General features: G+C 69.4%; 21 protein-coding genes. 9 read left to right on the forward strand and 12 right to left on the reverse strand.

The features are described from left to right. The 5 genes from nadC to BJ988_RS22790 form a co-directional block, all read right to left on the reverse strand. Positions 1-930 (reverse strand): carboxylating nicotinate-nucleotide diphosphorylase, encoded by a 930-nt coding sequence (gene nadC / locus BJ988_RS22770; RefSeq protein ID WP_179660159.1) that lies wholly within the window; start codon positions 928-930, stop codon positions 1-3. Then, complete coding sequence (locus BJ988_RS22775) at positions 930-2,642, reverse strand: L-aspartate oxidase (protein WP_179660160.1); 1,713 nt, start codon at positions 2,640-2,642, stop codon at positions 930-932. Before BJ988_RS22775 ends, nadC begins: the two co-directional genes overlap by 1 nt. Positions 2,643-2,735: 93 nt before the next feature. After that, complete coding sequence (gene panD / locus BJ988_RS22780; RefSeq protein WP_218861055.1) at positions 2,736-3,161, reverse strand: aspartate 1-decarboxylase; 426 nt, start codon at positions 3,159-3,161, stop codon at positions 2,736-2,738. Continuing rightward, positions 3,158-4,099 (reverse strand): pantoate--beta-alanine ligase, encoded by a 942-nt coding sequence (gene panC / locus BJ988_RS22785; protein ID WP_179660161.1) that lies wholly within the window; start codon positions 4,097-4,099, stop codon positions 3,158-3,160. Before panC ends, panD begins: the two co-directional genes overlap by 4 nt. After that, a complete protein-coding gene (locus BJ988_RS22790; protein WP_179660162.1) occupies positions 4,096-5,010 on the reverse strand; it encodes a Rossmann-like and DUF2520 domain-containing protein in 915 nt (304 codons plus the stop codon). Before BJ988_RS22790 ends, panC begins: the two co-directional genes overlap by 4 nt. A 318-nt stretch (positions 5,011-5,328) precedes the next feature. Here BJ988_RS22790 and BJ988_RS22795 point away from each other — a divergent pair, with 318 nt between their 5' ends. The 3 genes from BJ988_RS22795 (at position 5,329) to BJ988_RS22805 (ending at position 9,552) form a co-directional block, all read left to right on the forward strand. Further along, positions 5,329-6,744, forward strand: coding sequence for an SDR family NAD(P)-dependent oxidoreductase (locus BJ988_RS22795; protein WP_179660163.1), 1,416 nt, complete (start codon positions 5,329-5,331; stop codon positions 6,742-6,744). A gap of 4 nt (positions 6,745-6,748) precedes the next feature. Beyond that, positions 6,749-7,891: an acyltransferase family protein gene (locus tag BJ988_RS22800; protein WP_179660164.1), complete on the forward strand. Its 1,143-nt coding sequence runs from the start codon at positions 6,749-6,751 to the stop codon at positions 7,889-7,891. Positions 7,892-7,959: 68 nt separating this feature from the next. After that, positions 7,960-9,552, forward strand: coding sequence for a class I SAM-dependent methyltransferase (locus BJ988_RS22805; RefSeq protein ID WP_281365496.1), 1,593 nt, complete (start codon positions 7,960-7,962; stop codon positions 9,550-9,552). Positions 9,553-9,562: 10 nt separating this feature from the next. On the opposite strand, the gene BJ988_RS22810 is transcribed toward BJ988_RS22805, so the two are convergent. Then, complete coding sequence (locus tag BJ988_RS22810) at positions 9,563-11,500, reverse strand: glycosyltransferase (protein ID WP_179660166.1); 1,938 nt, start codon at positions 11,498-11,500, stop codon at positions 9,563-9,565. Between the two features lie 147 nt (positions 11,501-11,647). On the opposite strand from BJ988_RS22810, the gene BJ988_RS22815 reads away from it, so the two are divergent. Continuing rightward, positions 11,648-13,993 (forward strand): glycosyltransferase family protein, encoded by a 2,346-nt coding sequence (locus BJ988_RS22815; protein ID WP_179660167.1) that lies wholly within the window; start codon positions 11,648-11,650, stop codon positions 13,991-13,993. 69 nt (positions 13,994-14,062) lie between these two features. Here the strand turns inward: BJ988_RS22815 and BJ988_RS22820 are convergent, their stop codons facing one another. The 5 genes from BJ988_RS22820 to BJ988_RS22840 all read right to left on the reverse strand — a co-directional run bounded on the left by BJ988_RS22820 (position 14,063) and on the right by BJ988_RS22840 (position 20,389). Continuing rightward, positions 14,063-17,488 (reverse strand): CDP-glycerol glycerophosphotransferase family protein, encoded by a 3,426-nt coding sequence (locus BJ988_RS22820; protein ID WP_179660168.1) that lies wholly within the window; start codon positions 17,486-17,488, stop codon positions 14,063-14,065. A gap of 301 nt (positions 17,489-17,789) precedes the next feature. Then, positions 17,790-18,176: a 4-phosphopantetheinyl transferase family protein gene (locus tag BJ988_RS22825; RefSeq protein ID WP_179660169.1), complete on the reverse strand. Its 387-nt coding sequence runs from the start codon at positions 18,174-18,176 to the stop codon at positions 17,790-17,792. Further along, the gene (locus tag BJ988_RS22830; RefSeq protein WP_179660170.1) at positions 18,176-18,922 is read right to left on the reverse strand and encodes an SDR family NAD(P)-dependent oxidoreductase; all 747 of its coding nucleotides are present in this window, start codon (positions 18,920-18,922) and stop codon (positions 18,176-18,178) included. The genes BJ988_RS22825 and BJ988_RS22830 overlap by 1 nt, the downstream gene beginning before the upstream one ends. Next, positions 18,915-20,141: an AMP-binding protein gene (locus tag BJ988_RS22835; RefSeq protein WP_179660171.1), complete on the reverse strand. Its 1,227-nt coding sequence runs from the start codon at positions 20,139-20,141 to the stop codon at positions 18,915-18,917. The genes BJ988_RS22830 and BJ988_RS22835 overlap by 8 nt, the downstream gene beginning before the upstream one ends. Beyond that, positions 20,138-20,389 (reverse strand): phosphopantetheine-binding protein, encoded by a 252-nt coding sequence (locus tag BJ988_RS22840; protein WP_179660172.1) that lies wholly within the window; start codon positions 20,387-20,389, stop codon positions 20,138-20,140. Before BJ988_RS22840 ends, BJ988_RS22835 begins: the two co-directional genes overlap by 4 nt. 99 nt (positions 20,390-20,488) lie before the next feature. Here BJ988_RS22840 and BJ988_RS22845 point away from each other — a divergent pair, with 99 nt between their 5' ends. Then, positions 20,489-21,025: a GNAT family N-acetyltransferase gene (locus tag BJ988_RS22845; protein WP_179660173.1), complete on the forward strand. Its 537-nt coding sequence runs from the start codon at positions 20,489-20,491 to the stop codon at positions 21,023-21,025. Between the two features lie 82 nt (positions 21,026-21,107). Then, positions 21,108-22,163 carry a pseudaminic acid synthase gene (pseI, locus tag BJ988_RS22850; protein ID WP_179660174.1) on the forward strand — a complete coding sequence of 352 codons (1,056 nt, stop codon included), beginning with the start codon at positions 21,108-21,110 and terminating at the stop codon, positions 22,161-22,163. On the opposite strand, the gene BJ988_RS22855 is transcribed toward pseI, so the two are convergent. After that, positions 22,144-23,211 carry a spore coat protein gene (locus tag BJ988_RS22855; RefSeq protein ID WP_218861057.1) on the reverse strand — a complete coding sequence of 356 codons (1,068 nt, stop codon included), beginning with the start codon at positions 23,209-23,211 and terminating at the stop codon, positions 22,144-22,146. The genes pseI and BJ988_RS22855 overlap by 20 nt on opposite strands. 115 nt (positions 23,212-23,326) lie before the next feature. Here BJ988_RS22855 and pseB point away from each other — a divergent pair, with 115 nt between their 5' ends. The 3 genes from pseB to BJ988_RS22870 are packed head-to-tail and all read left to right on the forward strand — an operon-like array spanning position 23,327 to position 26,204. Then, positions 23,327-24,361: a UDP-N-acetylglucosamine 4,6-dehydratase (inverting) gene (gene pseB, locus BJ988_RS22860; RefSeq protein ID WP_343051746.1), complete on the forward strand. Its 1,035-nt coding sequence runs from the start codon at positions 23,327-23,329 to the stop codon at positions 24,359-24,361. Positions 24,362-24,363: 2 nt separating this feature from the next. Beyond that, positions 24,364-25,485 carry a UDP-4-amino-4,6-dideoxy-N-acetyl-beta-L-altrosamine transaminase gene (pseC, locus tag BJ988_RS22865; RefSeq protein ID WP_179660175.1) on the forward strand — a complete coding sequence of 374 codons (1,122 nt, stop codon included), beginning with the start codon at positions 24,364-24,366 and terminating at the stop codon, positions 25,483-25,485. Then, the gene (locus BJ988_RS22870; RefSeq protein ID WP_179660176.1) at positions 25,482-26,204 is read left to right on the forward strand and encodes a cytidylyltransferase domain-containing protein; all 723 of its coding nucleotides are present in this window, start codon (positions 25,482-25,484) and stop codon (positions 26,202-26,204) included. The genes pseC and BJ988_RS22870 overlap by 4 nt, the downstream gene beginning before the upstream one ends. Positions 26,205-26,221: the final 17 nt, after the last annotated feature.

Below are 26,221 nucleotides of genomic sequence, written 5' to 3' on the forward strand. Positions count from 1 at the left end.
TCAGCCCTCGGACAGGTCGAAGCCGATGTCGAAGACCTTCACCGAGTGGGTCAGCGCACCGACGGAGAGATAGTCGACACCCGTCTCGGCGACCTCGCGGGCGCGATCCAGGGTCAGGCCGCCGGACGCCTCGAGCACGGCTCGGCCGGCGGTGATCCCGACGGCCTCCTTCATCATCGCGGTGGACATGTTGTCGAGCATGATCCGGCCGCAGCCGGCGTCGAGGAGGGCCTCGAGCTCTTCGAGCGTGGTCACCTCGACCTCGACGGGCACGTCCGGGTAGGCGAACCGCACTGCCTCGTAGGCCTGCACGGCGCCACCGGCGGCGACGATGTGGTTGTCCTTGACCAGCGCCATGTCGGAGAGGGACATCCGGTGGTTGGCGCCGCCGCCACAACGTACGGCGTACTTCTCCAGGGCCCGGAAGCCCGGAAGGGTCTTGCGGGTGTCGAGCACCTGGGCGCCGGTCCCCTCCAGCGCCTCGGTCCAGGCCGCGACACCGGTGGCGACGCCGGAGAGGTGGGAGGCGTAGTTGAGAGCCGTACGTTCCGCGGTGAGCAGGCCACGGGTCGGCCCCGCGATCCGCATGATGACGTCGCCGGCCTTCACCTTGGAGCCGTCCTTGACGCGGTCGGTGACCGTGACCGAGTCACCCATGACGTACGCGAAGACGAGCTCGGCCACGCCCAGGCCGGCGACCACGCCGTCCTCCCGGGCGGCGAAGACGCCGATCGCGGCCGCGTCGGGGGCGATCGTGGCCACCGAGGTGACGTCCTCACTGGGCATCTCACCGGGAGCTACCGAGGGCAGGTCCTCATCGAGAGCGAGCTCGACGGCGTCGTAGACCTCGCCGGCGTCGAGGCCGGCCTTGGTCAGCTCGTCACGCAGCGACTGCGGGATCTCGTCGAAGGGCACGCGTCGGATGGTCATCAGGCTCCTGCCAGGGTTGGGGTCAGCGGGTCGGTAGCTGGGGCCGGGGTGAAGGTGGCGACGGGCTCGCCGTCCCGGAGGGTCAGATCGAAGTGGCCGGCGAACCTGGGGTCGTCACGCTCGGCGAAGTCCTCGCGCCAGTGGGACCCGCGGGTCTCCTCGCGCAGCAGCGCGGACTTCGTCAGCGCCAGCGAGACGGTCAGCAGGTTGGTCGCCTCCCAGGCAGCCGGGTCGATCTCGGTCGCCGGGACGCTCCCGAGCCGCTCGAGCTCCTCGACCGCCTCGGCGAGGCCGGTGGCGTTGCGGAGGACCCCGACCTTGGTCGTCATCGTCTCCTGCAGCTGTTTGAGCGCGGCGCCGGGGACGAGCGCGCGGCCGGTGCCGCGACCGGGGGCCGGATCCTCCAGCTGTCGCAGCTCGCCGGGCAGCACCTCGGCGATCCGGCGCGAGAAGACCAACCCCTCGAGGAGCGAGTTGGAGGCGAGCCGGTTGGCGCCGTGGACCCCGCTGCAGGCGACCTCACCGGTGGCGTAGAGCCCCGGGACGTCGCTGCGGCCCCACAGGTCGGTGCGTACGCCGCCGGAGGCGTAGTGGCAGGCCGGCGCGACCGGGATCAGGTCTTGGGACGGGTCGATGCCGTGGGAAAGGAGCGTGGCGAGGATATTGGGGAAGCGGCGCCCCCAGAATGTGCGGCTGGCTGATGTCTCGCGGTCGGAGATCTCGGCAGGCTCGATCACCGATGCGCCCAGATGACGGGCGTCGAGCCACATGTTGGGGTGTCCGGTCTCGAGCATCCGCTTCATGATCGCCTTGGAGACGATGTCACGGGGAGCCAGGTCGCGAAGCTCGTGGACGCCGTCCATCAGCCGCGCGCCGTCCCAGTCGACCAGGAAGGCGCCCTCGCCACGTACGGCCTCGGAGATCAGCGGCTGCTGGCCGCGGGAGTCCTCACCCAGGTACATCACGGTGGGGTGGAACTGGACGAACTCGAGGTCGCGCAGCGTCGCACCGGCACGCAGGGCGATCGCCATCCCGTCAGCGGTGGCGACGGCCGGGTTGGTGGTCTGCGAGAAGACTTGGCCGAGGCCGCCGGAGGCGAGGACCACAGCCCGGGTGCGTACGATCCCGACGCCGTCGGCGTCGCCCTCCCCCATCACGTGGATGGTCAGACCTGCCACACCGCCGTCGGCGGCGGTCAGCAGGTCGACGACCATGGCGTGCTCGAAGACCAGGATCTCCGGCGCCCGCCGGACGGCCTCCATCAGCGCACGCTGGATCTCGGCGCCGGTCGCGTCGCCGTCGGCGTGCGCGATCCGGTCGCGGCGATGGCCGCCCTCCCGGGTGAGCGACAGGTTGCCGGCGGGGTCCTTGTCGAACTCGGCACCCCACTCGATCAGCTCGCGAACCGCCTCCGCGCCCTCACCGACGAGGACACGTACGGCCTCAAGGTCGCAGGCCCCGGCGCCCGCCACGAGCGTGTCCACCTCGTGCTGGGCAGGAGTGTCGCCCTCGCCGAGGGCCGCCGCGATGCCGCCCTGGGCCCACTGTGTGGAGCCGGCCTGGAGCACATCCTTGGTGACGACGGCGACCCGCTCGACCTGGTCCTTCAGCCGCAGCGCCGCGGTCAGTCCGGCGATCCCCGAACCCACCACGATCACGTCCGCCCACTCGGTCCAGCCCGGATCGCGGGCGGAGAGCAGCTGCATGTTCATGCTGCCCCCTCCGTCGAGGACGGGAAAGCATACGGAGGCGACAGCATGATGATCTCGTCTGTCGCTCGCTGGCGCTCGCTCATGCTGCGCACGCTACTGCGTGAGAACGAGAGGCCCACGCATCTGGTCGGTCCCTGGAACCGGCTCACTCCTGTCGGAGCCGAGCGCGATGATGTGGTTGGCCTCGTCGACGTGGACGACGTGAGGCTCGAAGGCCTTGGCCTCCTCGGTGCTCATCTGCGCGTACGCGATGAGGATGACCAGGTCGCCGGGGTGGACCAGGTGGGCGGCGGCGCCGTTGATGCCGAGCACACCTGAGCCCCGCTCGCCGGCGATGGTGTAGGTCTCCAAGCGGGCACCGTTGGTGATGTCGACGATGGAGACCAGCTCGCCCGGGAGGATGTCCGCGGCGTCGAGGAGATCTGCATCGACGGTCACCGAGCCGACGTAGTGGAGGTCTGCCTGGGTGACCGTGGCGCGGTGGATCTTGCCGGTCATCATGGTGCGCAGACGGGTCATCGGGATGCTCCGATCGTGAGGCTCATGTTGTCGATGAGTCGGGTGGTGCCGAGCCGGGCAGCGATGAGGATCCGGGCCTCGGTGCCCGGCTCCGGGTCGGCGGGCAGCACTGCCAGCGCAGGGTCGGTGACCACGAGGTAGTCGAGCTCGACCGTCTTCGCCCGGCGCAGCTCGGCGTGCGCCGCCTGGAGAGCGGCGTCGACGCCCGAGGCGGCCTCGCGCTGCGCGGCGTAGAGCGCCCGCGACAGAGTGGTCGCCTCCTCCCGCTGCTCGGGCGAGAGGTAGCGGTTGCGGGAAGAGAGCGCCAGGCCGTCGGCTTCGCGCTGCGTCGGCGCGCCGACGACGTCGACGCCGAGGCACAGGTCGGAGGACATCCGGCTGATCAGCGCGAGCTGCTGGTAGTCCTTCTCGCCGAAGACGGCGACATCGGGCCCGACCAGCCCGAACAGCTTCGCGACGACGGTGAGAACACCACCGAAGTGGCCCGGCCGGGTCTTGCCCTCGAGCACGTCACCGAGCTCACCGGGAGCCACGGTCACCTGCGGCAGCCCGCCCGGGTAGACCTCGTCGACGGACGGAGCGAAGACGACGTCGACGCCCTCACGCTCGCAGATCTCGAGGTCCGCCTCGAGCGTGCGCGGGTAGCGGTCGAGATCCTCACCGGCGCCGAACTGCAGCGGGTTGACGAAGATCGACGCGACGACCGGGCCGCTGACCTTGTCGCGTGCGACCCGCATCAGCGACGCGTGGCCCTCGTGCAGCGCACCCATCGTGGGTACGAAGCCGACCGAGGCGCCGTCGCGGCGGGCGGGCTCGAGCAGCTTCCTGAGCCCCTCACGGGTGTGGGCGAGCTCCGCGCTTCGCGCGGTTACTCCCTCGCTCGGCGCGAGCGGACGAGCAAGCTCGCCGCTCGACCTCGCTCCGGTCGTCTCGGTCATGAGTACTTCCTCGCGGGGGCCTCGACGGTCCCGGCCTCCGAGGAGGCAGCGTCGAGCAGCTTCTTGATCTTGAGCGCCCGGATGGGCACGAGCCGTCCGTCGGAGACGGCCCGGTCGAGCGTGGCCCGCGCCAGGGAGACGTACGACCCCAGGGTCTGCGGGGCGTTGGCGCGGATGTCGTCGAGGTGGGCTGCCACCGTGCCGGCGTCGCCACGGACGATCGGCCCGGTCAGCGCGGCATCACCGTGCTCCAGGGCGTTGTCGAGGGCGGCGGTCAGCAGCGGACGCAGGGTCCCCGCGGGGTCGGTGGCTCCGGCGGCGGAGAGGATCTCCATCGCCTCGGTGACCAGGGTGACCAGGTGGTTGGCGCCGTGGGCGAGCCCGGCGTGGTAGAGCGTCCGCATCTCCTCGGGCACCCACATCGGCTTGCCGCCGAGGTCGCTCACCAGCGCCTCGGCGAAGGCCCGGTCGGTGGGAGAGGCGGCAGTCAGCCCGAAGACGCAGCCGGAGAGCCGGGCGAGGTCGACCGAGGTGCCGGAGAAGGTCATCGCCGGGTGGACCGCCATCACATGAGCGCCGATGGCGGCGGCAGGCGCGAGGATCGCCAGGCCGTGGCGACCGGAGGTGTGGGCGATGTACTGCCCGGGCCGGATCGCGCCCGCGTCGACCATCGTCTTGACGACGTTGCCGAGCATGTCGTCGGGGACGGTGAGCAGGAGGAGGTCGCACGCGCGAGCGACAGCGGTCGGCTTCTCGACCGGGACCCCCGGGAGAAGTGAGGCGATCCGCGCTCGGGAGGCGTCGGACTCTCCGGCGACGGCCACGATCTCGTGACCGGCGGACTGCAGCGCGGCTGCTAGGACGGCCCCGACGCGACCCGCGCCGACTACGCCCACCTTGAGTGGGTTCATGGTGGTAGACCTTTCGTTCCAGTCCCTCCGACCACTCCCCCTTGCGAGCGGAGCCGGGATGGGTACCAGACGTAGTGCCTGCGTGCTCGGCCACCGTGACCGAGCCGTATTGCTTGGCTTCGCCTCAGCTCAGCCGAGACAAACGGTACGCCGCCGGGCACTCTTCCGAAACACCCGCGTCGAGTGACTGCTCTCACACCGGCGCTCTCACCCGCCGCACCCACGACTCGGCAACAAGCCGCCCCGGCATTGGAGTCAACCGCGCGCCGCGTGGAAGAATCCACGCCTCTCCGTCATCTACCAAAGGGTTAGAGTTCAGTGCTTCGTAATGTTGCCGTGCTGCTTGCCGGCGGTGTGGGCTCCCGCGTGGGTCTCGACATCCCGAAGCAGCTCATCAAGATCGCAGGAATGCCGATCATGGAACACACCCTCGGTGTGCTCGACCGCCACCCGGAGATCGACGAGATCATCATCCTGATGGCCCCTGGCCACCTCGACGCTGTGCACGCGATGACCCGCGACGGCCGCTACCCGAAGGTCTCGAAGATCCTCGAGGGCGCCGAGACCCGCAACGAGACGACCAAGCGCGCTCTGGCCGCCCTCCCCGAGGGCGAGGACTGCAACGTACTCCTCCACGACGCCGTCCGTCCGCTGCTCAGCGAAGAGGTGATCACCAACTGCTTCAAGGCGTTGCAGACCCACCAGGCCGTCGACGTGGCCATCCCCTCGGCCGACACGATCATCGAGCTCAACGACGACAACACCATCGCGCAGATCCCGGATCGCTCGCGGCTGCGCCGCGGCCAGACCCCGCAGGCCTTCCTCGCCTCGACGCTGAAGCGGGCCTACGAGATCGCCGACCAGGACTCGGAGTTCAAGGCGACCGACGACTGCAGCGTCGTGCTCAAGTACCTGCCCGACACCAAGATCTGGGTGGTCGACGGGCACGAACGGAACATGAAGGTCACCGAGCCGATCGACGTCTACATCGCCGACAAGCTCTTCCAGCTCACCGCTCACCAGCAGTTCCCGCAGAAGTCCGAGGCCGATTACCGGGCCGCCTTCGAAGGCAAGAACATGGTCGTCTTCGGCGGCAGCTACGGCATCGGCGCCGACATCATGGCGTTGGCCGAGTCCTACGGCGCGAACGTCGCCTCCTACAGCCGCTCGGCCACCGGCACCGACGTCGGCAAGCGGGCCGACATCGTCGCTGCGGCGGCCGACGCGGGCAAGCGCTTCGGCTCGATCGACTTCGTGGTCAACACGGCAGGTGTGCTGCCGCGTGGCGAGCTCGCGACCGTCTCGGAGGAGACGATCTACACCGCGACCGAGATCAACTACATCGCGCCGGTCCTGATCGCCCAGGAGTTCTTCCCCTACCTCGCCCGGGCGAAGGGCTCCCTGCTCTTCTTCACCTCGAGCTCCTACACCCGCGGCCGCCGCGGCTACGCGCTCTACTCCTCGGCGAAGGCGGCCACGGTCAACCTGACCCAGGCCCTCGCCGACGAGTGGGCCGACGAGGGCGTACGCGTCAACGCGATCAACCCTGAGCGCACCGCGACGCCGATGCGCACCAAGGCGTTCGGCGAGGAGCCGCCCAACACCCTCCTCGAGTCGAAGGCAGTCGCACGTGCGTCGCTGGACACCCTGATCGCGTCGAGCACCGGCCACGTCATCGACCTGCGCCGCATCGACCCGATCCAGGAGGCCCTGGACGCCGCTGCGGGGAACTGACCCGATGACAAGCACCCCGACCGCTCCCGCCGACACCACCCCGGCACGCGCACCCGAGTCCGGATCCGAGACCGCGCCCAAGAAGGTCGTACGCCGCTCCCGGCTCGGCGCGCTCGACGCGCTCCGGTTCATCGCGGCAGTCGTCGTCGTGGGCTACCACCTCACCGGCATCGCGACCCCTTACTGGGGCCTCGACCCCCGGGAGGTCTTCCCGACCCTCAACCACGTCACCCGCTACGGCTACCTCGGCGTGGAGCTCTTCTTCATCATCAGCGGCTTCGTGATCCTGATGACCGCGTGGGGTCGTGACCTGCCCCGTTTCGTCTCCTCCCGGGTCGCCCGGCTGTTCCCGGCCTACTGGGTCGCCGTCATCATCACGCTGATCCTCCAGGCCTACTGGAAGGGCGGCCGCGACCAAGGGTTCGTCGGCGGCCTGATCAACATGACGATGACCCAAGACGCCTGGGACGTACTCAGTGCCCAGGGTGCCTTCTGGACGCTCTGGATCGAGCTCAAGTTCTACCTGCTGATCGGCGTCTTCCTGCTCGTCGGCATCACCAAGCAACGGGTGATCGCGGTCGTGTTCCTGTGGCCGCTGCTCGCCCAGATCGCCCGCGCGACCGACTCCGGGATGCTGAACTCGCTGCTGTTCGCCGAGTACGCCCCGTTCTTCGCGATGGGCATGGCCCTGTTCCTCATCTACCGCTTCGGCAACTCGTTCATCGCCTGGCTCGCGGTGGCCTACAACGTGATCCTGGGCATCCGCCAAGCGACGGAGTACGCCGATCGGGCGACCGAGCTCGTCGGTGCGACCGTGTCGCCTATGGTCACCGGCCTTGCGATCGTCGCGTTCGCCGCTCTGGTCTGGCTGGTCTCCGCCGGTCCGCTGGGGCGGGTGGAGGCGCGCTTCCTGACGACGCTCGGGGCGCTGACCTATCCGCTCTACCTGATCCACGCGCAGTTCGCGTTCTGGGTGATCGACACCTTCCACGGCCGCTACGACGAGTACGTCGTCCTGGCGGCTGCGGTCGCGACCGCTCTCGTGCTCGCCATCGCTCTCCACTACCTCATCGAGCGTCGTCTGCACGACCCGGTGCGCGACGCTGTCCAACGTGGTCTGCGGGAGGCTCCGCAACCAGGTCGCTAGCGCATCGTCCGGTGAAGAACGACGCGAAAGCGCACGTGGATCTGCGGGGCATGCCCTAATGTCGCTCCATGCGGACCAGAGTCCGGCCGGATCAGAGCAAATCGGTCCAGCCCAGGTACATCAACTCATCCCGAGTGCGCCTCCGTCAGGAGATGGCACGCTTCGCCAAGGGCACCAAGCGTGGCATGCGTGTGCTCGACGCCGGCGCCGGCCGTTCGCCCTACCGGAAGCTGTTCAAGCACGCTCAGTACGAGGCGGCCGACTTCGCCCAGCTGGACTCTGCGAACCCACCCCTCGACTATCTGTGCGACATCACCGACATCCCGGTGCCTGACGGGCACTTCGACCGGGTGATCTGCAACCAGGTCCTCGAGCACGTGCCTGAGCCGGAGAAGGCGATCGCCGAGCTGCACCGTGTGCTCAAGCCGGGTGGCCGGATCTTCCTCTCCGCGCCGCTCTTCTTCGCCGAGCATCAGAAGCCGTACGACTTCTTCCGCTACACCCAGTTCGCGCTGCGGAAGATGTTCGAGGACGCAGGGTTCGAGATCGCCAGGATGAACTGGCTCGAGGGCTACTTCGGCACGGTCGCCTACAACTATCAGATGATGGCGAAGAACCTTCCCGCGAGCGTCGACGAGCTCCGCGGACGAGGTCTGCGCTGGAAGCTGGCCTACATCGCCCCGATCGTCCTCCTGAACCGGAAGCTCGCAGTCCGGCTCAGCCGCCTCTACTCCCGGCTGGAGATCTCCGGTGGCCGCTTCGAGCGCGGGATGCCGAAGAACTACGTCGTGGTCGCGCGCAAGCCCGCCACCGACGCCCCGCCCGCATCGAAGCAGCCGGTCGAGGAGAACGCCACCAAGACCACCGCCCAGACGAGCGGTCAGACGACCGGTCAGACCAGAGCCGAGCTCGAGGCCGAGGTCGCGAGGCTACGCGCCGAGACCATACGCACCCGGCAGTCGGTGTGCGACCCCCTGGCAGACCTCCCGCTTCCCTCCGAGGTCCACACCGTCCTCGACGACGTCCGCGCCGAGCACCTCACCTACCTCAAGCCCGAGAACCTGCAGGTGCTCGCCCGCCAGGTGCTGGACGCCGACCTGCAGGACCGGCCCGGGCTGATCATCGAGACCGGAGCGGCGCTGGGCGGCTCCGCGATCGTGATGGCGGCGGCGAAGGACCCGAAGCGGCCGATGAAGGTCTACGACGTCTTCGGCATGATCCCCGAGCCGTCCGAGCGCGACGGCGAGGACGTGCACAACCGCTACCGGAAGATCGTCAGCGGCACGTCGAAGGGGATCGGCGGGGAGACCTACTACGGCTATCGCGACAACCTCTACGACGAGGTGAGCGACTCGTTCGTCAGGCATGGGATCGATCCCGCGCAGCACAACGTCGAACTGGTGCAGGGCCTGTTTCAGGACACGCTGAAGATCGACGAACCGGTCGCCTTCGCCCACCTCGACGGCGACTGGTACGAGTCGACGATGATCTGCTTGGAGCGGATCGCCCCCCACCTGGTCGTGGGGGGACGGATCGTGCTCGACGACTACTTCCACTACAGCGGATGCCGCGACGCGGTCGACGAGTATTTCGAGGACCGTCCCGGCTTCCGGCTGGAGCGACGTACGAAGCTCCACGCCGTCCGCGTAGCCGGGTCCTGACGCCCTCCGGTCAGCGCCGCTGCAGGTGAAGGACGTCGTTCGGACCGAACGACACCTCGAAGTTCGGGCGTACGTCACGGGGCCGGCCGAGCTTGGTCTGCCAGCTCCAGTTGTGAACGGTGAACCGGAGCCGCAGATCCAGGTTGCGGGTTTCCTCGGAAAGCTCCTCGAAGACCTGCGCGAGGTCGAACCTGGAAGCGAGCCGGAACGCACCCCGGCCCTCGGGCTCGACCTCGAGGGGCAGCGCTGCCACCTCGCCGGTCTCGTTGCAGACGGCGTCGAGGGTGACGATGCGATCCGACATCACGCCCTTGGGCCATTCGCCCATGACGGTGAGCGTGGCGTCGAAGCGGAGCGTACGAGAGTCACGGAACGCGGCAGAGCTGGCCTGGGTGCGACCGAGGCGGCTCGCCGGGCCAGGCAAGCGGGTCGCGACGCCCTCGGGCATCGGCCGCGCCCATCCGAGAGCGTGGACGTCGAGCCGGGCTCGTGCCTTCTCGATTCGGCCCGGCCGCTGCGCGACGGCACCCTCGAAGGCGACCCGCCAGTCATCGAGGAACGCGCGCCAGTCGTGCTTGCTCGCCTTCTCCAGGGCCTTGCGGGACATCTCCGCCACCTTGCCGGGGGCGTCGATCATCTGGATGCAGCGCTCGGCGACCGCGTCGATGTCCTCGGCCTCGACGATGAAGCCGTCGACCCCGTCGCTGATCTGCTCGCGCGGACCGTAGTTGATGTCGTAGCTGATCACCGGGCAGCCGAAGGAGAGCGACTCGAGGGTCGCCAGCGGGTAGCCCTCGTTGACGCTGGTCATGATGAAGCCGGTGGCGTGCAGCAGCGCTTCCTTGGCTCGCGGGTCGTGACCCATGAGCTGGACGTTCTTGCCGACGTCGAGGGTCTCGATCAGGTCGGCGAGTGGCTTGTAGAGCTTGCCGTCGCCGTAGATCTGGAACTTGGCCTCCGGCCGCGTCTCGACCACCTTCGCGAAAGCCTTGATGGCGTGCTCGAGGCGCTTCTGCGGCTCGAGCCTGGCCACCGTGACGAACGTCGCCGGCTCCCGCTCGGGCATCGTCTCGGGCAGCTCGGGCAGCTCGACCGGGTTGGGCACGACGAACCGGTGCGAGGTCGGCCCGTAGCGCATCGCGATGTGCTCGGACTGACGATGGGTCAGGTTCACCAGGCCGTCGTACTCATGGATGTTGTCCAGCAGCGGCGCGTACTTCCCCGAGAGCTGGGAGTTCCAGCGCCGCTCCTTCACGACATGGTTGTTGTGCATGAGGTGGAGGAAGTGGAAGCGGTCGTCCTCACGGGGCATGACGTCGCGCAGCGCGAACCGGGAGTCGGTCACGAAGAAGACCCGCTCGGCGTCGCCCGCGAGGAGCTCGAGCCAGTGCCACAGCCAGCCGCTCACGGTCTCCCACGAGCGGATCGGACGACCCTCCGCATCGGTGAGGATGTAGGGCACCCTTGACGCGGCCGGAGCCCCGGGCCCCGGCGCCCGCAGGTAGATCGACCCGTCGGCACGGCGGTAGTCGCGCGCCAGGTCCTTGCCCGACTGCGAATGGGCGGTGTAGTAGACGGTGCCGTCAGGGTGGAGGACGTCCTGGGTGGTCGTGCCGGCCACGTCGGCGAGCGTCCCGCCGAGCGCGGCCACGGACTCGTCCGGCGCGTCGGTGGGCGTGTTGTGGCGATACCACTCGTAGAGATTGAGGAGCTCCATGCCCTCGATCAGCTGGCCCGACTCGCGCAGCACCTCGCGCACCTCGTCGTAGACGGGCTTCGACTCGGTTGTCAGCAGAGTCGTGGGGATCCCGGTGTGCTGGGTGATCAGACGGTTACGCATGATCATCGCCCGCGTCTGTCCGCCGAACTTGGTCGCGATCTCGTTGCACATCGTGAGGTAGCGGCCCTCGGGGAGCGCGACCTGCTCGTGGGGGGTGGCGATCGACATGCGCCGAGATTAGTCGGCGTCTTTGGGGAATGCCGATTCTTCGGGCAGGATATCCCGCCTGGATCATACGGGGGAACGTGTGAACGGACCGCGAACAACGCGGCTCCTCTTACCGACCATGCGTCGAACCATCAATGAAGGAGTCCCATGGCCAGCCCAGCTCGACGACTCGCTCGCCAGCTGCTCCCTGAGCGTCTGCGTCAGAGCCTCACCGCGCGCGTTCCGTCCATCTCGGAGGGTGCGCCGGAGGGCGTGAAGCCGGCGCCGATCTCCATCGAGGTGGAACCGCTCGTCGTCGCCGCTGACCTGGACGGCGCGGTCAACGCTGCCGGTGGCGGCTTCTACGAGCGCGCCTGGGCCCTCTTCCAGGGCGTCCCGGTGGAGAAGTGGGCCGTGTCTGCCGCCGACGAGTACGTCATGTCGGGGCTCCACGTCGACCCCGACGCGACCCGTGCGACCCTGCGCGAGCTGGCCGAGTCCGGCGCTGCGTACGTCCCGGGCCGCGCCTGGCTCGCGATGACCAGCCGCGTCTTCGGCTTCGGCGACCAGGAGCTGGCCCGCAGCCTTTACGCCCGGCTCGACGAGGCCGTCGGTGACGGCACGAACGGCGACACCAAGTGGGTCGTCGAGAGCCGTGACTGGCTGCGCTCGTGGGTCGCGGCAGACAACGACGAGCCCGATGCCCCGGCCGCGCCGGAGGGCACCGTCTCCTACGCCGTCGTCGACTACGGCCACCCCGGCCGCTCCCGCGCCTCGGCCAACATCGGCGACCACGTCCAGACCGTCGCCTCCCTCGGCCACCTGGTGCGCCACCGCGACCTCGAGTTCACCGGCGAGTCCGAGCTCGACGAGCTCGCCGACCGGCTGCGCGAGCGGGTCCGTCCCGAGCGCGTCCGCGACGGCCTGTCCGCCAAGGTCCAGCTGCTGACCCTCCAGCGCGACGCGTCGATGTACCAGCCCGTCCCGAAGGACACCTGGATGCTCGGCTTCGGGTGGTACATGCACCCCATCTTCGAGATGCGCTACGGGATGCCGTTCCACAAGAACCTGCGTCCGATCTTCGTCTCGTTCCACTGCAGCACCCGCGCCATGATGACCGACGAGACGATCGAATACCTCAAGAAGTACGCCCCGATCGGCTGCCGCGACTGGACGACCGTGGACATCCTGCTCTCCGTCGGCGTGCCCGCCTTCTTCTCCGGCTGCCTCACCACCACGGTCTCGACCGTCTTCCCCGACGCCACCGAGCTGCCCGGTCCGGACGCCCCGGTCGGCTACGTCGACGTCTTCGACGGCACCATCCCCGAAGGTGCCCCGACCTACGCCCAGGGCGGCCTCGACGAGGTCCGGTTCCGGCCGTTCGTGAAGAACATCGACGACGCGATCACGATGCTCGAGGGCTACCGTCGCGACCACCGCAAGCTGGTCACCAGCCGCCTGCACTGCTACCTGCCCGGTCGCAGCATCGGCATCGACATCGACTTCCGCCCGAAGAACCTCTCCGACCCGCGCTTCGCCGGTCTCAACCCGCTCACACCGGAAGAGTTCGACGGCATCCGCGAGAGCATGAACGACCGGCTCGAGACGATCCTCACCAAGATCTTCTCCGGGGCCAGCGTCGAGGAGGTCTACGCGCAGTGGAGCGAGATGAACGCCGCTGAGGTCGAGATCGCGCGTCAGCGCCGGGCCGGCGCCCGCAAGGTGGGCGAGCTGGTCAGCTCGATCGCCGACGACGTACGCAGCAACCCGGTGCACACCCCGGAGCAGGTCCCGGCCGACGCGATCCACGTCGCGGTCTCGGCCCGCCCGAAGCAGCGCCCGAAGCTGCGCCGGCTGATCAAGTCCATCGCGGCGTACTCGTCGCGTCCGGTCCACCTGTGGGTGCAGACCGGTGGCACCGACCTGCGCCTCGACGAGCTCGCTCGGCCGGGGATCACGCTCAGCGCGCTGGACGTGTCCGGCTTCGACGGGATCAAGCAGCCCGACGGCAGCACGCTCCCGATCGGCCAGCTCGAGCGTCTCGTGGTCGCCGACCTGCTCCCCGACGTCGACAGGCTCGTCATCCTGCCGGTCTCCGCTGTGCTGACCGAGGACATCGCAGGCCTGGCCGACACCGACCTGGAGGGCAACCTGCTGGCTGCCGCCGACGTCGTCGGCACCCGCGGGGTCAGTGGCTTCCAGCAGATCCACGCTGCCGCCAACAAGCAGGCTGAGCGCACCACCCTGGCGGCCGAGCTGCGTCGTGACGGCCACCAGCGGCATGCCTTCGACTTCGACGCCTTCGACATCGATGTGCTCGTGCTCGATGCCGCGCAGTGGCGTGAGAAGGGTCTGCTCGCCTCGCTGGCGCCCTACGTCGAGACCTACGGGATGACCTACCGCAACGTGGTCCTGCTCGAGGTCGGCCCGCACCGCGCGGTCCTGCCGGAGCGTTGGAACGCGATCCCCGGCAAGACCTCGGTTGCCGAGCCGGCCCTCGCCCGGCTGGCGTGACCTAAGACCCGCGTAGAGCAGCGATGGCGCGCCCCGCAAGGGGACGCGCCATCGCTGCTTTTGTGACCGTCAGTGCTTGTCGAAGAAGGCCTCGACGACCCGCTCGGTCGCCTTGCCGTCCTGGGTGTACTGGTACTTGGCGTTGAACGCGGCGATCCGGTCTCGATACCGGCCCTCGAGCCGGTCCAGGTCGGACAGGGCCGCGACGACCTCCTCGGCAGTGTCGAGCATCGGCCCGGGCGCGGTGTCGGCGTAGTCGTAGAGGAACCCGCGGATGCCGCCGGTGTAGTCGGACAGGTCGGGCACCAGGAACACCATCGGTCGCCCGGTGAGAGCGAAGTCGAAGCGCAGGCTGGAGTAGTCGAGCACCGCCGCGTCGGAGGCCAGGATCAGGTCGTTGATCTCCGGGTAGTCGGTGACGTCGATGATCCGGGCGGTGCGCTCGCTGCGCTCGCTCCCCTTCGAGTTGAACCGGTGGCCACGCAGGAGGATGACGTAGTCGTCCCCCAGCGCCTCGCTGGCCGCGACCACGTCGAGGTGCTCGACCATCTTCGCCGAGCGGTAGTTGAGCGCCAGGTGGTCCCGCCAGGTCGGGGCGTACAGGATCACATTCTGGTTCGGGCCGATTCCGAGCAGCCTGCGCGTCCGCTCGCGAGCCTCGCCCGCCGGCGGGCCGACGAGCGCGTCGTCACGGGGATAGCCTTCGCTGTGGATCGCGCCGTCGTAGGCGTACTCCTCGCGGTAGTAGCGGTCCATCTCCGGCGTCGGCGTCAGGATCAGGTCCCAACCGGCGGTCGTCCGGTCGAGCTCGGCTTTGCAGCGCAGCGGCGAGAACTGCTTCGCGAGCCACATCCGCAGGCCCATCGACTTGGCGGGATAGCCATGGAAGGTCTGCAGGAACCGTTGCCCCTCCCGCTTTCGCCACCACCGGTCGAAGTCGATGTTCTGGACGAGATACTTGGCGGTGCCGATGACCCGATACCACTCCGGGCTCTGCAGCACGATCGGGATGCCACCCTCGGGGACTCTGGACGCGTGGTCGGCGACGCCCCAGTAGAGGGTGAGGTCGGGGCGGGTACGACGCAGGTGCTCGTGGATCGCGAGCTGGGAGTCGGTGGCGGTCGAGCCGGCGTAGGTCGAGAGATAGACCGCGGACTCGTCGATGGGCTCCTCGGCTGCCAGGACCCGCTCACGGGCGAGGTTGTGTGCGTAGCTCCCGGCGTGGTCGACGGAGATCGGCGGCTGCAGGGTGATTCCTGGCCCGTTGCCGTTGACCGGACGCAGCCGGGCCTCGTCACTGACCTGGAAGTCGGCCTGATGCTCGAGGAACGCGGCGGTGTGGCGTACGTTGCCCGCGCGTTTGGCCCCACACGTCAGCCGGAACTGATAGCTGCCGTTGGGCAGGACGGAGTCGCCGAGGCCCCACTCGTCCCAGTGCAGGGTGAAGACCACCTCGAAGTCGGAGGCACCGGTGTCGATCTTGACCGTCTCGCTGTGCTGCGAGCCGGAGAGGGTCAGCCGGGCGTGCTTCGGGATCGAGCTGAGCCAGTGGCCGCGGACGGTGATCCTGCCTTCGCCGAGCTCGACGCGGTCGAGCGCGACGGTGTCGGCCGTCTCGATGATCTGGGCGTAGCCCTGGCCGTCTCGGGCGGCCAGCACGCTACCACCGCGTTCGCCGGTCCACGGTGCGCCGATCGGGTCGGTCCAGGCGATCCGGCCGGTGATATCGCCCTGGAGGGCTTCCAGCCGCCATGCGGCGTGCGCTCCGAGCTCTACCGCTCCGTGGGCGGGAAGGGTGAGCGTCACCCTGCCGTCCTCGACCGGCGCCTCGATGCGGACACCGCCGCCGGTCGCCCGCACGGCCTGCGGCAGCTCGCCGGCCAGCGTCAGGGAGACGGTGCGGTCATCGACCTGCGCCTTCTGCAAGGTGGTGGGCGTCGTCGGAGTGGCAAGGAAGCTGAGCTGGTCGGCGAAGCGGTCGCAGGCCACGGACACGCCGGAGGAGGTGTGGACCCGGGGGCGGTAGCGCGTCGCCAGGTTGCCCGCCGGGCCACGCGTGTCTATCTGGACGTCGCTGGTGGTGCGAATGACACCGTCGACGTCGATGGTGACCTCGAGGTGCCACCGTCCGGTGGTCAGTCGGGTGAGGTCGACTTCGGTGCGGCACCCGCCGGGGCGGTAGTCCTGGTACTTGTGACCGATGCTCATGTTGGCCTGTGCGTCCCGCCGCGGGGTCACGGTCAGCTCGATCGGGTCGGGAAGCCCCGCGTCGGGGTCCGCCCCGCTGCCGTCGTCGGCATCGCCGCCGGCCGTGTCCGGCACCAGACGTGCCGTGATGACCGGGGTCGCCTCGGCGAGGTCGACGAGCTCGATCCACGCCACCAGGTCGATCACGGCCCGGTCGGAGTCGTGAGGACGTACGTCGCGCACCAGCACCCGCGCCGGCGTCTCGTACACGTTGAGCGTGGTCACGTCCTCGGGCAGCTCCGTGTCGGGGAAGATCCCGTGCACCTGGCCGTCGGCGACGCGTGTGCGCAGGTTGCCACGCTCGAACCAGCGTGACGCGACGAACGCGGTCAGCTCCCCACGCCGGTCGGCGACGAGGTAGGTCAGCCGTGCCCGAACCTCGACCGGCAGCTTGAGCCACACCTCGACAGAGACGCCGCGCTCGATCTCGACGACGAGATCGCGCAGGCTGGTCCACTGCTCCGAGCTCATCCGCTCGACGTCGCCGAGAATGGTGTTGGCGCGGCCGGCGAGCCCGCCGAGCGCCCAGTGGTCACGCAGGTCGGAGGCCAGCTGACCGATCGCGACCCAGGTCGCCCGCGTCTGCTCGATCCACTCCTCCATGCCGAGCGTCTGGTCGTGGAGCTGCTCGACCGGGGTGCCGTCGGCTCGGTCCATGTCCACGCACACCGGGGCCGTGACCACGTCGAACCGGTCGGCCTTCAGATAGCCGTCGAAACCGACCGCGTCTGCGCCACCGACGCCGCCGAAGCTGAATCCGTGCCGCCGCCAGAAGGTGGTGCGGAAGAGCCGGTTGCTGACCCCGACATCGCTCAACGCCACCGGGAACTCGTCCAGGGTGAGACCGGAGCGGTTCTGCGCGTGCACGAGGTCGTAAGGCGCCACCACCGGCGGCGAGAGCCGCTCGCGACTCTCGATGCGGCCCACCGCGAGATCGGAGCCGCTCTCTTCCAGAGAGGTGACCAGCGTACGCATCGCGTTCGGCGTGAGGAGATCGGCAGCGAGCAGGAAGCAGACATAGTCTCCCCGCACGGCACGGGCGCCGCGATCACGGGCCTCGGCCTGGGTCGCGGAGCTCTCCAGCAACCGCAGTCGGTAGTCGTCCGGAACGTCGGCCAGGATCTGGTCGCTCACCGCGCTGGCCTGTCCATAAGGCGCGATGAGGATCTCGAGGGTCGTATGGGTCTGCTCTCGCACCGAGAGGAGCGACTCGGCCAGGTACTGCTCGTCTCGATCGGTGACCGTCACCACCACCGAGACGAGTGGGCCGCGCTCGTGTCCGAGAACGCGATGCCCGGCGTCGCGAGCCAGCCGACGAATGCCCTGTGGCATCCTTCGTTCGGCTCGACGCAAGACGTCGACGAATCCCTGACCCATGCAAGTTCCCTCTCGGTTCGGGGGCGCGCCGAGATGACGTCCCCGTGAATCTGGTCGAAGCCAGAGGTTACAGGCGAACGAACGGTCTCCCGTACTCCGGCCGATGCCCGCGTCGATCACGTCGACAGGGCAAGCCGTCAGTCACGCCGCCTGCAACTGCGACGGCGAGCACTCAGCGTCGGGATCCGGACCCTTCGGCATCGAGCGTGCCGATCGACACGACGATGCCGCCTGCCAGGCGTACCGTCCTGAGGCTCACCCCGGCGCTACGGCCGTCCCCGCCAGGGTCGGCACCGGTCATCAGATCCACCAGATCGAGGACCCCTCGGCCGGTGAGCTTCGCGACGCACTCGGCCCGGGTCCATCGCTCCCAGAACCGGTCGGTCCCGAACCGTGTCGCGAGGGCCGCCGGGACCGCACGGTCCACCTCCGCGTCGACGGCCACCGGGACGTCGTAGGAGCCCGTCCAGGCGACCACCCGGCCGTCGTGGAGGTGGCTGCGGGCTCGATGGCCCGCGAGCTCGGCGTCGCTGCCGACGCTGAGCTCGCCACCGGACATCAGATCGAGCCGCCGCCGTCGATGACGATCGACTGGCCGTTGATGTTGGTCTGCTCGAGCAGGAGCATCCGGACGGTCGGGACGACGTCGTCGGGCGTGGTCATCGCTCCTGAGGGCGTACGCCGCGCGATCGACTCGAGCTGGCTCGCACCGAGCACGGCGGACATCTCCGAGGCGAAGAACCCGGGAGCGACCGAGTTGACCAGCACCCGGCCACCGAGCTCACGGGCCAGCGAGCGGGTCGCCGCGTCGAGGCCTCCCTTGGTGGCGGAGTAGGCCACCAGGCCCTGGTAGCCGCGCTGGCCACAGATCGAGGTCACGTTGACGACCCGACCCTTCAGACCCTTGCCGATCAGGCGCCGCAGCACGAACCGGGTGAGCACCAGGGGCGCGGTCAGATTGGTCTCGATGATCTGCGCGATCCGGTCCGACGAGGTGTGCACGTGCAGCGAGTCCTGGCCGATCGCGGCGTTGTTGACCAGGCCGTCGATGACGCCGAGCCTCGCCTCGACCTCCTTGACGAACCCCTGGGCCGCCTTCTCGTCGGTTACGTCGACCGAGCCGACGTGGGTGTCCTCGGGGTACTTCGAAGCCAGCGCCTCGAGCTCGGGGGTCACCGTGCGCGCGAAGGCCGCGACCTTCACCCCACGCTCGAGCAGGTCGGTGACGATGGCGAGACCGAGGCCGCGCGAAGCGCCGGAGACCAGCACGACGGATACGGGCGGGACGGGTGCGAAATCAGACATCGCTCTTCAGTGTCTCCTTGGCCGGGATCTCGTCAAGCATCTTGATACGCCGGGGGACGGCGTACTCGGGCAGCCGCTCGGCCGCCCAGCGGGTCAGGTCGTCGGCGGTCACGTCCGAGTCGTGGGCGGCGACCACGTCCGCCACGACCATGGTGCCGACCAGCGGCGCCTTCCGGCCGCGCACGGCGGCCCAGGCCACCTCGGGGTGGGACTGCAGCAGGTCGCGTACGGCTCCGGCGGACACCTTCGAGCCACCGACGTTGAGCTCGTCGCGGTCCAGACGACCGGTGACCAGCACCCGACCGTCCTCGATGCGGGCGGCGTCGCCGGTGCGTACGGCTCCGGTCATCTCGGCGCCCGAGGCGTCCGTGCCGTGGTGCGGGGAGGTGATCACCAGCTCGCCGTCGACGACCGCCAGCCGCGGCCGGCCGGGGACGTCACGATCCAGCCACTCCACCGGGAACCCGGCGCGGCCGTCGTGGACGACGATCGCGGCGCCGACCTCGGAGGAGGCGTAGATCCAGGACACCCGCGCGGCCGGAAAGGCCTCGCTGACCTGCGACAGCACGGCCTGGTCGACCGGCTCGCCACCGAGCGTGACCTGCTCGAGCGGCAGCTTCTGCAGCTCGGCGCCGTGCCGCATGAGCGTCCGTCGCCAGAACGTCGGAGTGCCTGAGACCGCGGTGACGCCGTGCTCGAGCGCGGGCGCCACCCAATCGTCCAGATCAGCCGGGTCGACGAGGACCAGGCCCTGACCGGGCACGCCGAGTCCCAGGGTGATCACCTGCCACCACGCGTACGTCCCGGGCGAATAGGGGCAGAGCCAGGTGCGCGGGGCCAGCTCGCCGGTCACGGTCGAGAGCGACTCGAGGGTGTGACCGACCCGCTTGGGCCGGCCGGTCGATCCGGAGGTGAGCAGCCAGACCCGGCCGTCCTCGGCCGGGCGTGGAGCGGTCGCCGCCTGCACGTCACCGGAAGCGGAAACGTCGAACCCTGCCGTACGCAGCTCCTCGGCGAGCGACTCGTCGAGCCGCCCGGAGGAGGCGACGAGCAGCTCGCCGCCGTCCTTCAGCCCCGCGACCGCGGACAGCGCGTCGATGCTGCGCTCGACCACGTACGCCGTCGGTGCCGGACGCGGTCCGGTGGACCGCTGCGCGAGCTCACGCCAGGTCGCGCGACTCCCGGTTCCGGCGTCGACGACGAGGTTGTCGCCGATCACTGCCCCTGGATCTCCACGAGCAGGTCGAGCACGTCGCCGATCGTCTCGATCGAGCGAAGTCCGGCCGCCTCGAAGTTGAGCTCGTCGCCGATCTCGTCCTCGACCCGGAGCGCGAGCTCGGAGAAGTCGAGAGAACGGAAACCGATGTCGGCCAGCTTCGCGGCGTCGTCGTCCGGAAGGGTCTTCCCCTGCACGGCCAGCACCTCACCCATGAGCTTGCGGACCGCCGGTCGGTCAAGAGTCTCCATGGCCTCGGACCATATCGTGACGCCCGACGAGGGAAACCCCACCGGTCCGGAACGTGCGAGTAACGTGAGCGCGCATTCCCATGACGTCTGAGGAGATCGATGTTACGACGGGCGACCGCCGACGACCTGCCGAACATGTTGGCCTGGCGCAACCAGGACGCGAACCGCTCGGTGAGCATCAACCAGCATCTGATCACCCCTGAGGAGCACGCCGCCTGGTGGTCCCGGGTCGCTCAGGACCCGACCCGGCGCGTGCTGATGTTCGAGTACGCCGCCCGGCCTCTCGGCGTGGTGAGCTTCTTCGACCACGACCCGGGCACGAGGACCGCCTCGTGGGGTTTCTATCTCGACCACGACGGCACCACCGCCGACGGCACCACTCTGATGGCGTGGACCAAGATCATGCGCGAGGCCGTGGCGTACGCCTTCGCCCCCGAGCCGGACGGGCTCGACATCGACGTCCTGGAGGGTGAGGTGCTCCCCCACAACGAATCGGTTCGCACGATGAACCGCCGCCTCGGTTTCACCGAGGGCGAACCCTATGAGCAGACCGTCGGCGACAGCTCGGTGACCGCGATCCCGGTCAGGCTGCACCGCGACGACCGACCCACCCGACGTTCCCCCAAGGAGCAGTAATGAGCGAGCGCCAGCGAGCGACCATCAGATCTTTCATCGGGCCGCGTCCGTACTCTGGCGCTCGCGCTACGGAGGTGGCCCGATGACAACCCACGAGATCGCCGTCGGCGACCGGATGATCGGCCCCGGCCACGAGCCGTTCGTGATCGCGGAGATGTCCGGCAACCATGGCGGCGACCTGGAGCGGGCGCTCGACATCGTGCGCGCCGCGGGCGAGGCCGGCGCGCACGCGCTCAAGATCCAGACCTACACCGCCGACACCATCACGCTGGACGTCGACACCCCTGCGTTCCGGCTCTCGGCCGACCATCCGTTGTGGCCCAACCGCCGCCTCCACGAGCTCTACGAGGAGGCGCACACGCCGTGGGACTGGCATGAGCCGATCTTCGCCCTGGCGAGCGAGCTCGGCATGGTGCCGTTCAGCGCCGCCTTCGACCCGACCGCGGTCGACTTCCTGGTCGGGCTCGGGGTGCCGATGCTCAAGTCGGCCTCCTCCGAGATCACCGACCTGCCGCTGGTCCGGGCGATCGCCGAGGCCGGGCTGCCGACGATCATCTCCACCGGCACGGCGACGCTCGCCGAGATCGACGCGGCGGTGCGTACGGCACGGGCGACCGGCAACGACGATCTCGTCGTCCTGGCCTGCACCGCGTCCTACCCGGCTCCCCCGGAGGCCTCCAACCTCCGCGGCATCCCGGTGCTGCGCGACGGGCTCGACGTCGCGGTCGGCCTCTCCGACCACACGCTCGGGATCGGCGCATCGGTCGCGGCCGTCGCTCTCGGCGCGTGCGTGATCGAGAAGCACATCACGCTCTCGCGCCAGGACGGCGCCGTCGACTCCGACTTCTCCCTGGAGCCGCACGAGTTCGCCTCGCTGGTCAGCGAGACCAAGATCGCCTGGCAGGCGCTCGGCGAGGCCCGGATCGGACCGAAGTCGGCCGAGCGCGAGGGGCTCCGCTTCCGTCGTTCGCTCTTCGTCACCCGCGACGTACGCGCCGGGGAGAAGGTCGGCCCGGACAACGTACGCTCCGTCCGCCCCGCCGACGGGCTGCCGCCGAGCGACGTCGACATCGTCCTCGGCCGCACCTTCACCAAGGACGCTCCGGCCGGGACACCGCTCAGCTGGGACCTGGTCTAGAAGGCTCGCGGTCGAGGGCCAGGAGCGCGTCGGCGACCCGCGCGGCGCCCCGGCCGTCGACCTTGGCCCAGCAGGCGGCGCGTAACCGCTCCCGCAGCCGTACGTCGCCCAGGAGACCACGCAGCCGGACGACGACGCCCTCGGGATCGTCGTCGAGCTCGGCCAGGGTGGCGATCCCGACGGCCAGCGCGTCCTGGTCCATCCGGACGTAGGCGTCCCGCTGGTTGTCGGCGACGCAGACGAACCCGACCGCCGCACCGAGGCAGAAGAGCTCCCAGGCTGAGGTGCCGGCGGCGCTGAGCACCACGTCAGCTTCAGCGACGAGCTCGGCCAGGTTGTCGGTCGGCCCGATCACGTCGATGACCTGCCTCGGCGCCGCGGTGATGTCGGCGATCTCCGCGGCGAGCGCCGGCGTGGCTGCGATGACGGTCAGCTCCACGGCGACGCCGGCTCGCGCGACCAGGCGGGCGACCCGGGGCGCGACCCCGAAGGCGTCCGTCCCGCCGAAGAACGCCAGCACCCGCAGGGGCGAGTGCTCGTCGGCGGCGGACCTGGGCGCGCTCGGCCGCTGCCGGACGATGTCACGTCGCTGCTGGGCGTAGTCGAGCCCGCCGAGATGCGTGGCCCCCTCGGGGAGCGCCCATGCCGACGCCTCCGCGCCCAGGTTCTGGTCGAGGTAGAGGTCGGCAACCCGTCCGCGCGGGTCGCCGTCGGTGAGAGCGAGCAGCGGCCACCGTTCCCGCAGGTCGGCGTAGACCGAAGCCGGGAGGAGGTAGGAGTCCACGACCACCGAGGTCGGGTCGAGGCGAAGGAGAGCGGCGAGGACGTCGCCCGGGTCCGGCTCGATCTCGATCCCCCGGCGCCGCACCTGCTCGGCTGCCCAGGGCACCCGGGCCAGGTCCGCAACCATCACCACACGTGCTCCGCGGCCGACGAGCTCCTCGCCGAGGGCCAGACAGCGCATGACGTGCCCGATCCCGACATCGGGCCCGGCGTCGCAGACCATCGCCACCCGAAGGTGTCCACTCTCGAGCACACCGATGGGCACGGCTGCGTCACCTCCAGGATTCGTCCGTTTCTGGCGAGGACAGCATGTTTCATCCCTTGCGCACCGTATCGTTGGCGCGCGAGCCAAACCGAGGACCAGAGTAGAGAGCATCCCTGTGACCGTGCCGAATCCGGAAGCCCGAGAGTCCCCCGAGCCGAACGCCCATCCTCTCGATGGTGCAAGCATCCTGGTCACCGGCGGGACGGGCTCCTTCGGGAAGGCGTTCATCCGCCATGTCCTGGACAACCACAACCCGAAGCGCGTCGTCATCTACTCCCGTGACGAGCTGAAGCAGTTCGAGTGCCGCCAGCTGTTCGACAACGACCCGAGGCTTCGCTGGTTCATCGGAGACGTCCGCGATCGCGACCGCCTGTACCGGGCACTGCACGGCGTCGACTACGTCGTCCACGCCGCGGCGCTCAAGCAGGTCGACACCGGGGAGTACAACCCCTTCGAGTTTATCAAGACCAACGTGCTGGGCTCGCAGAACGTCGTCGAGGCCTCGATCGACTCCGGCGTCAAGAAGGTCGTCGCGCTCTCGACGGACAAGGCCTCCTCGCCGATCAACCTCTACGGCGCGACCAAGCTGACCGCCGACAAGATCTTCATCCTCGGCAACAACTACGCCGCCTCCTACGACACCCGGTTCGCCGTGGTGCGCTACGGCAACGTGACCGGTTCGCGCGGCTCGATCATCCCGAAGTGGAAGGCGATGGCCGAGCGCGGCGAGGCGCTCGGGATCACCGACATGCGGTGCACCCGGTTCCTGATCACGCTGCCGCAGGCGGTGCAGATGGTGATCGACACCTTCGACCTCATGCAGGGCGGCGAGCTGCTCGTCCCGCACATCCCCTCCCACAAGGTCGTCGACCTGGCGAAGGCGGTCGCGCCCGACGCGAGGCTCGTCGACATCGGGCTCCGCCCCGGCGAGAAGCTCCACGAGGAGATGATCAGCCCGGAGGAGGGCCGTCGCGCGGTCAGCATCCGCGACGGGAGGTACTACGTGATCGAGCCGGAGAACCCGCAGTGGGGCTACAAGCCGATCATGGACGCCGTCCCGGTCCCCGACGGCTTCCACTGCGCCTCCGACAAGAACGACATCTGGTACGACGCCGAGGACCTCCGCACTGTTCTGGAGTCGGGGGTCTGAGCGTGCTGCCGTACGGCCGCCAGTCGGTCTCTGAGGAGGACATCGAGGCAGTCACCGCGATCCTGCGCGGCGACTGGCTCACCACCGGCCCGACGGTCGCCGCGTTCGAGCAGGCGCTCTCCGAGACCGTCGGCGGGCACCGTGCGGTCTCGTGCACCTCCGGCACCGCCGCGCTCCACATCGCCTACGCCGCCGCCGGCGTCCGCTCCGGTGACCAGGTGGTCACCACGCCGATGACGTTCGTCGCCACCGCATCGGGTGCCTCGCTGCTCGGCGCGGAGGTGCTCTTCGCCGACGTCGAGGAGGACACCGCCCTCATCGACCCGGCAGCGGTGGACGCGCTGGTGACCGATCGCACCAAGGTCGTCGCCGCGGTCGACTACGCCGGCCATCCGGCCGACTACGCCGCGCTGCAGCCGATCGCCGACCGAGTGGGAGCGCTGACGCTCGACGACGCGGCCCACTCGATCGGCGGCTTCTCCCAGGGACGCCCGGTCGGCGACCTCGCCGACCTGACCACGCTCTCGTTCTTCCCGACCAAGAACCTCACCACCGCCGAGGGCGGCGCGGTCGTCGCCAAGGACCCTGCCATCGCGCAGCGGGCCCATGAGTTTCACTTCGTCGGCCTGATGCGCGACGCCGACCGGTTCCGCATCGCCGACGAGGGGCCGTGGCACCAGGAGGTGCACGAGTTCGGTCTCAACTACCGGCTCACCGACCTGCAGTGCGCCTTCGGTCTCTCCCAGCTCAAGCGGCTGGCCGGGTTCAAGCAGCGGCGCGCCGAGATCACCGCCCGCTACAACGCCGCGCTCGCCGACGTCGACGGGCTGCGGGTCCCGGTCCAGCGCGAGGGCGTCGACCCGGCGTGGCACCTCTATCCGGTGCGCATCCTCGAGGGCCGTCGCCGCGAGGTGTTCGAGAAGATGCGGGCAGCCGGCATCGGCGTACAGGTCAACTACATCCCGGTCTACTGGCACCCGGTCTACGCCGACCTGGGCTACCGCCGAGGGATGTGCCCCAACGCCGAGGCGTTCTACGCCGAGGAGCTCTCCCTGCCGTTGTTCCCCGACCTGACCGACGACCAGGTCGACGAGGTCATCGAGACGCTGATCGGGTTCGTGTGAAGACCGCCGTCATCACCCAGGCCCGCATGACCAGCACCCGTCTGCCGGGCAAGGTGCTCGAGGAGGCGGCGGGTGCCACCATGCTCGAGCATCACCTCGCCCGTCTCACCGCCGCCGGCCTCCCGGTGATCGTCGCGACGACCACCAATCTCGACGACGACCCGGTCGCCGTGCTGGCCGACAAGCTCGGGGCCGGGGTCGTCCGCGGCAGCGAGCACGACGTGCTGTCGCGGTTCGCGCTGGCGGTGCGGGAGTTCCGGCCCGATGTCGTCGTCCGGGTGACCAGCGACTGCCCCTTGATCGACGGCGAGGTCGTACGCCGCGGCATCGCCGCCTGGGCCGCCGCCGACGACCCGGCGCTCTATGCCAGCAACGCCCTGGAGCGCACCTACCCGCGAGGCCTCGACTTCGAGGTCTTCTCCGCGGCTGCGCTGCTGGAGGCCGACCGGCTCGCCACCGAGCAGCCCCACCGCGAGCACGTCACCCCGTGGCTCTACGGCGACGACGCCCGGCCCAAGCTCAGCCTGCCGTGGGAGCGAGACGCCTCGGCGTACCGGATCACCCTCGACACCCCCGAGGACCTACGGCTGCTGCGGATCCTCATCGAGGACCACGACGCCCATCATCTCGACGCGACCGGTCTCGTCTCCCTCCTGGATGCCCATCCCGAGCTGGTCGCGATCAACGCTCAGATCGAACAGAAGAAGGTCGGCGATTAGGATCCCCGGACACGCGA

Origin of the sequence: Nocardioides panzhihuensis (assembly GCF_013408335.1) — a bacterium.
GTDB lineage: Bacteria > Actinomycetota > Actinomycetes > Propionibacteriales > Nocardioidaceae > Nocardioides > Nocardioides panzhihuensis.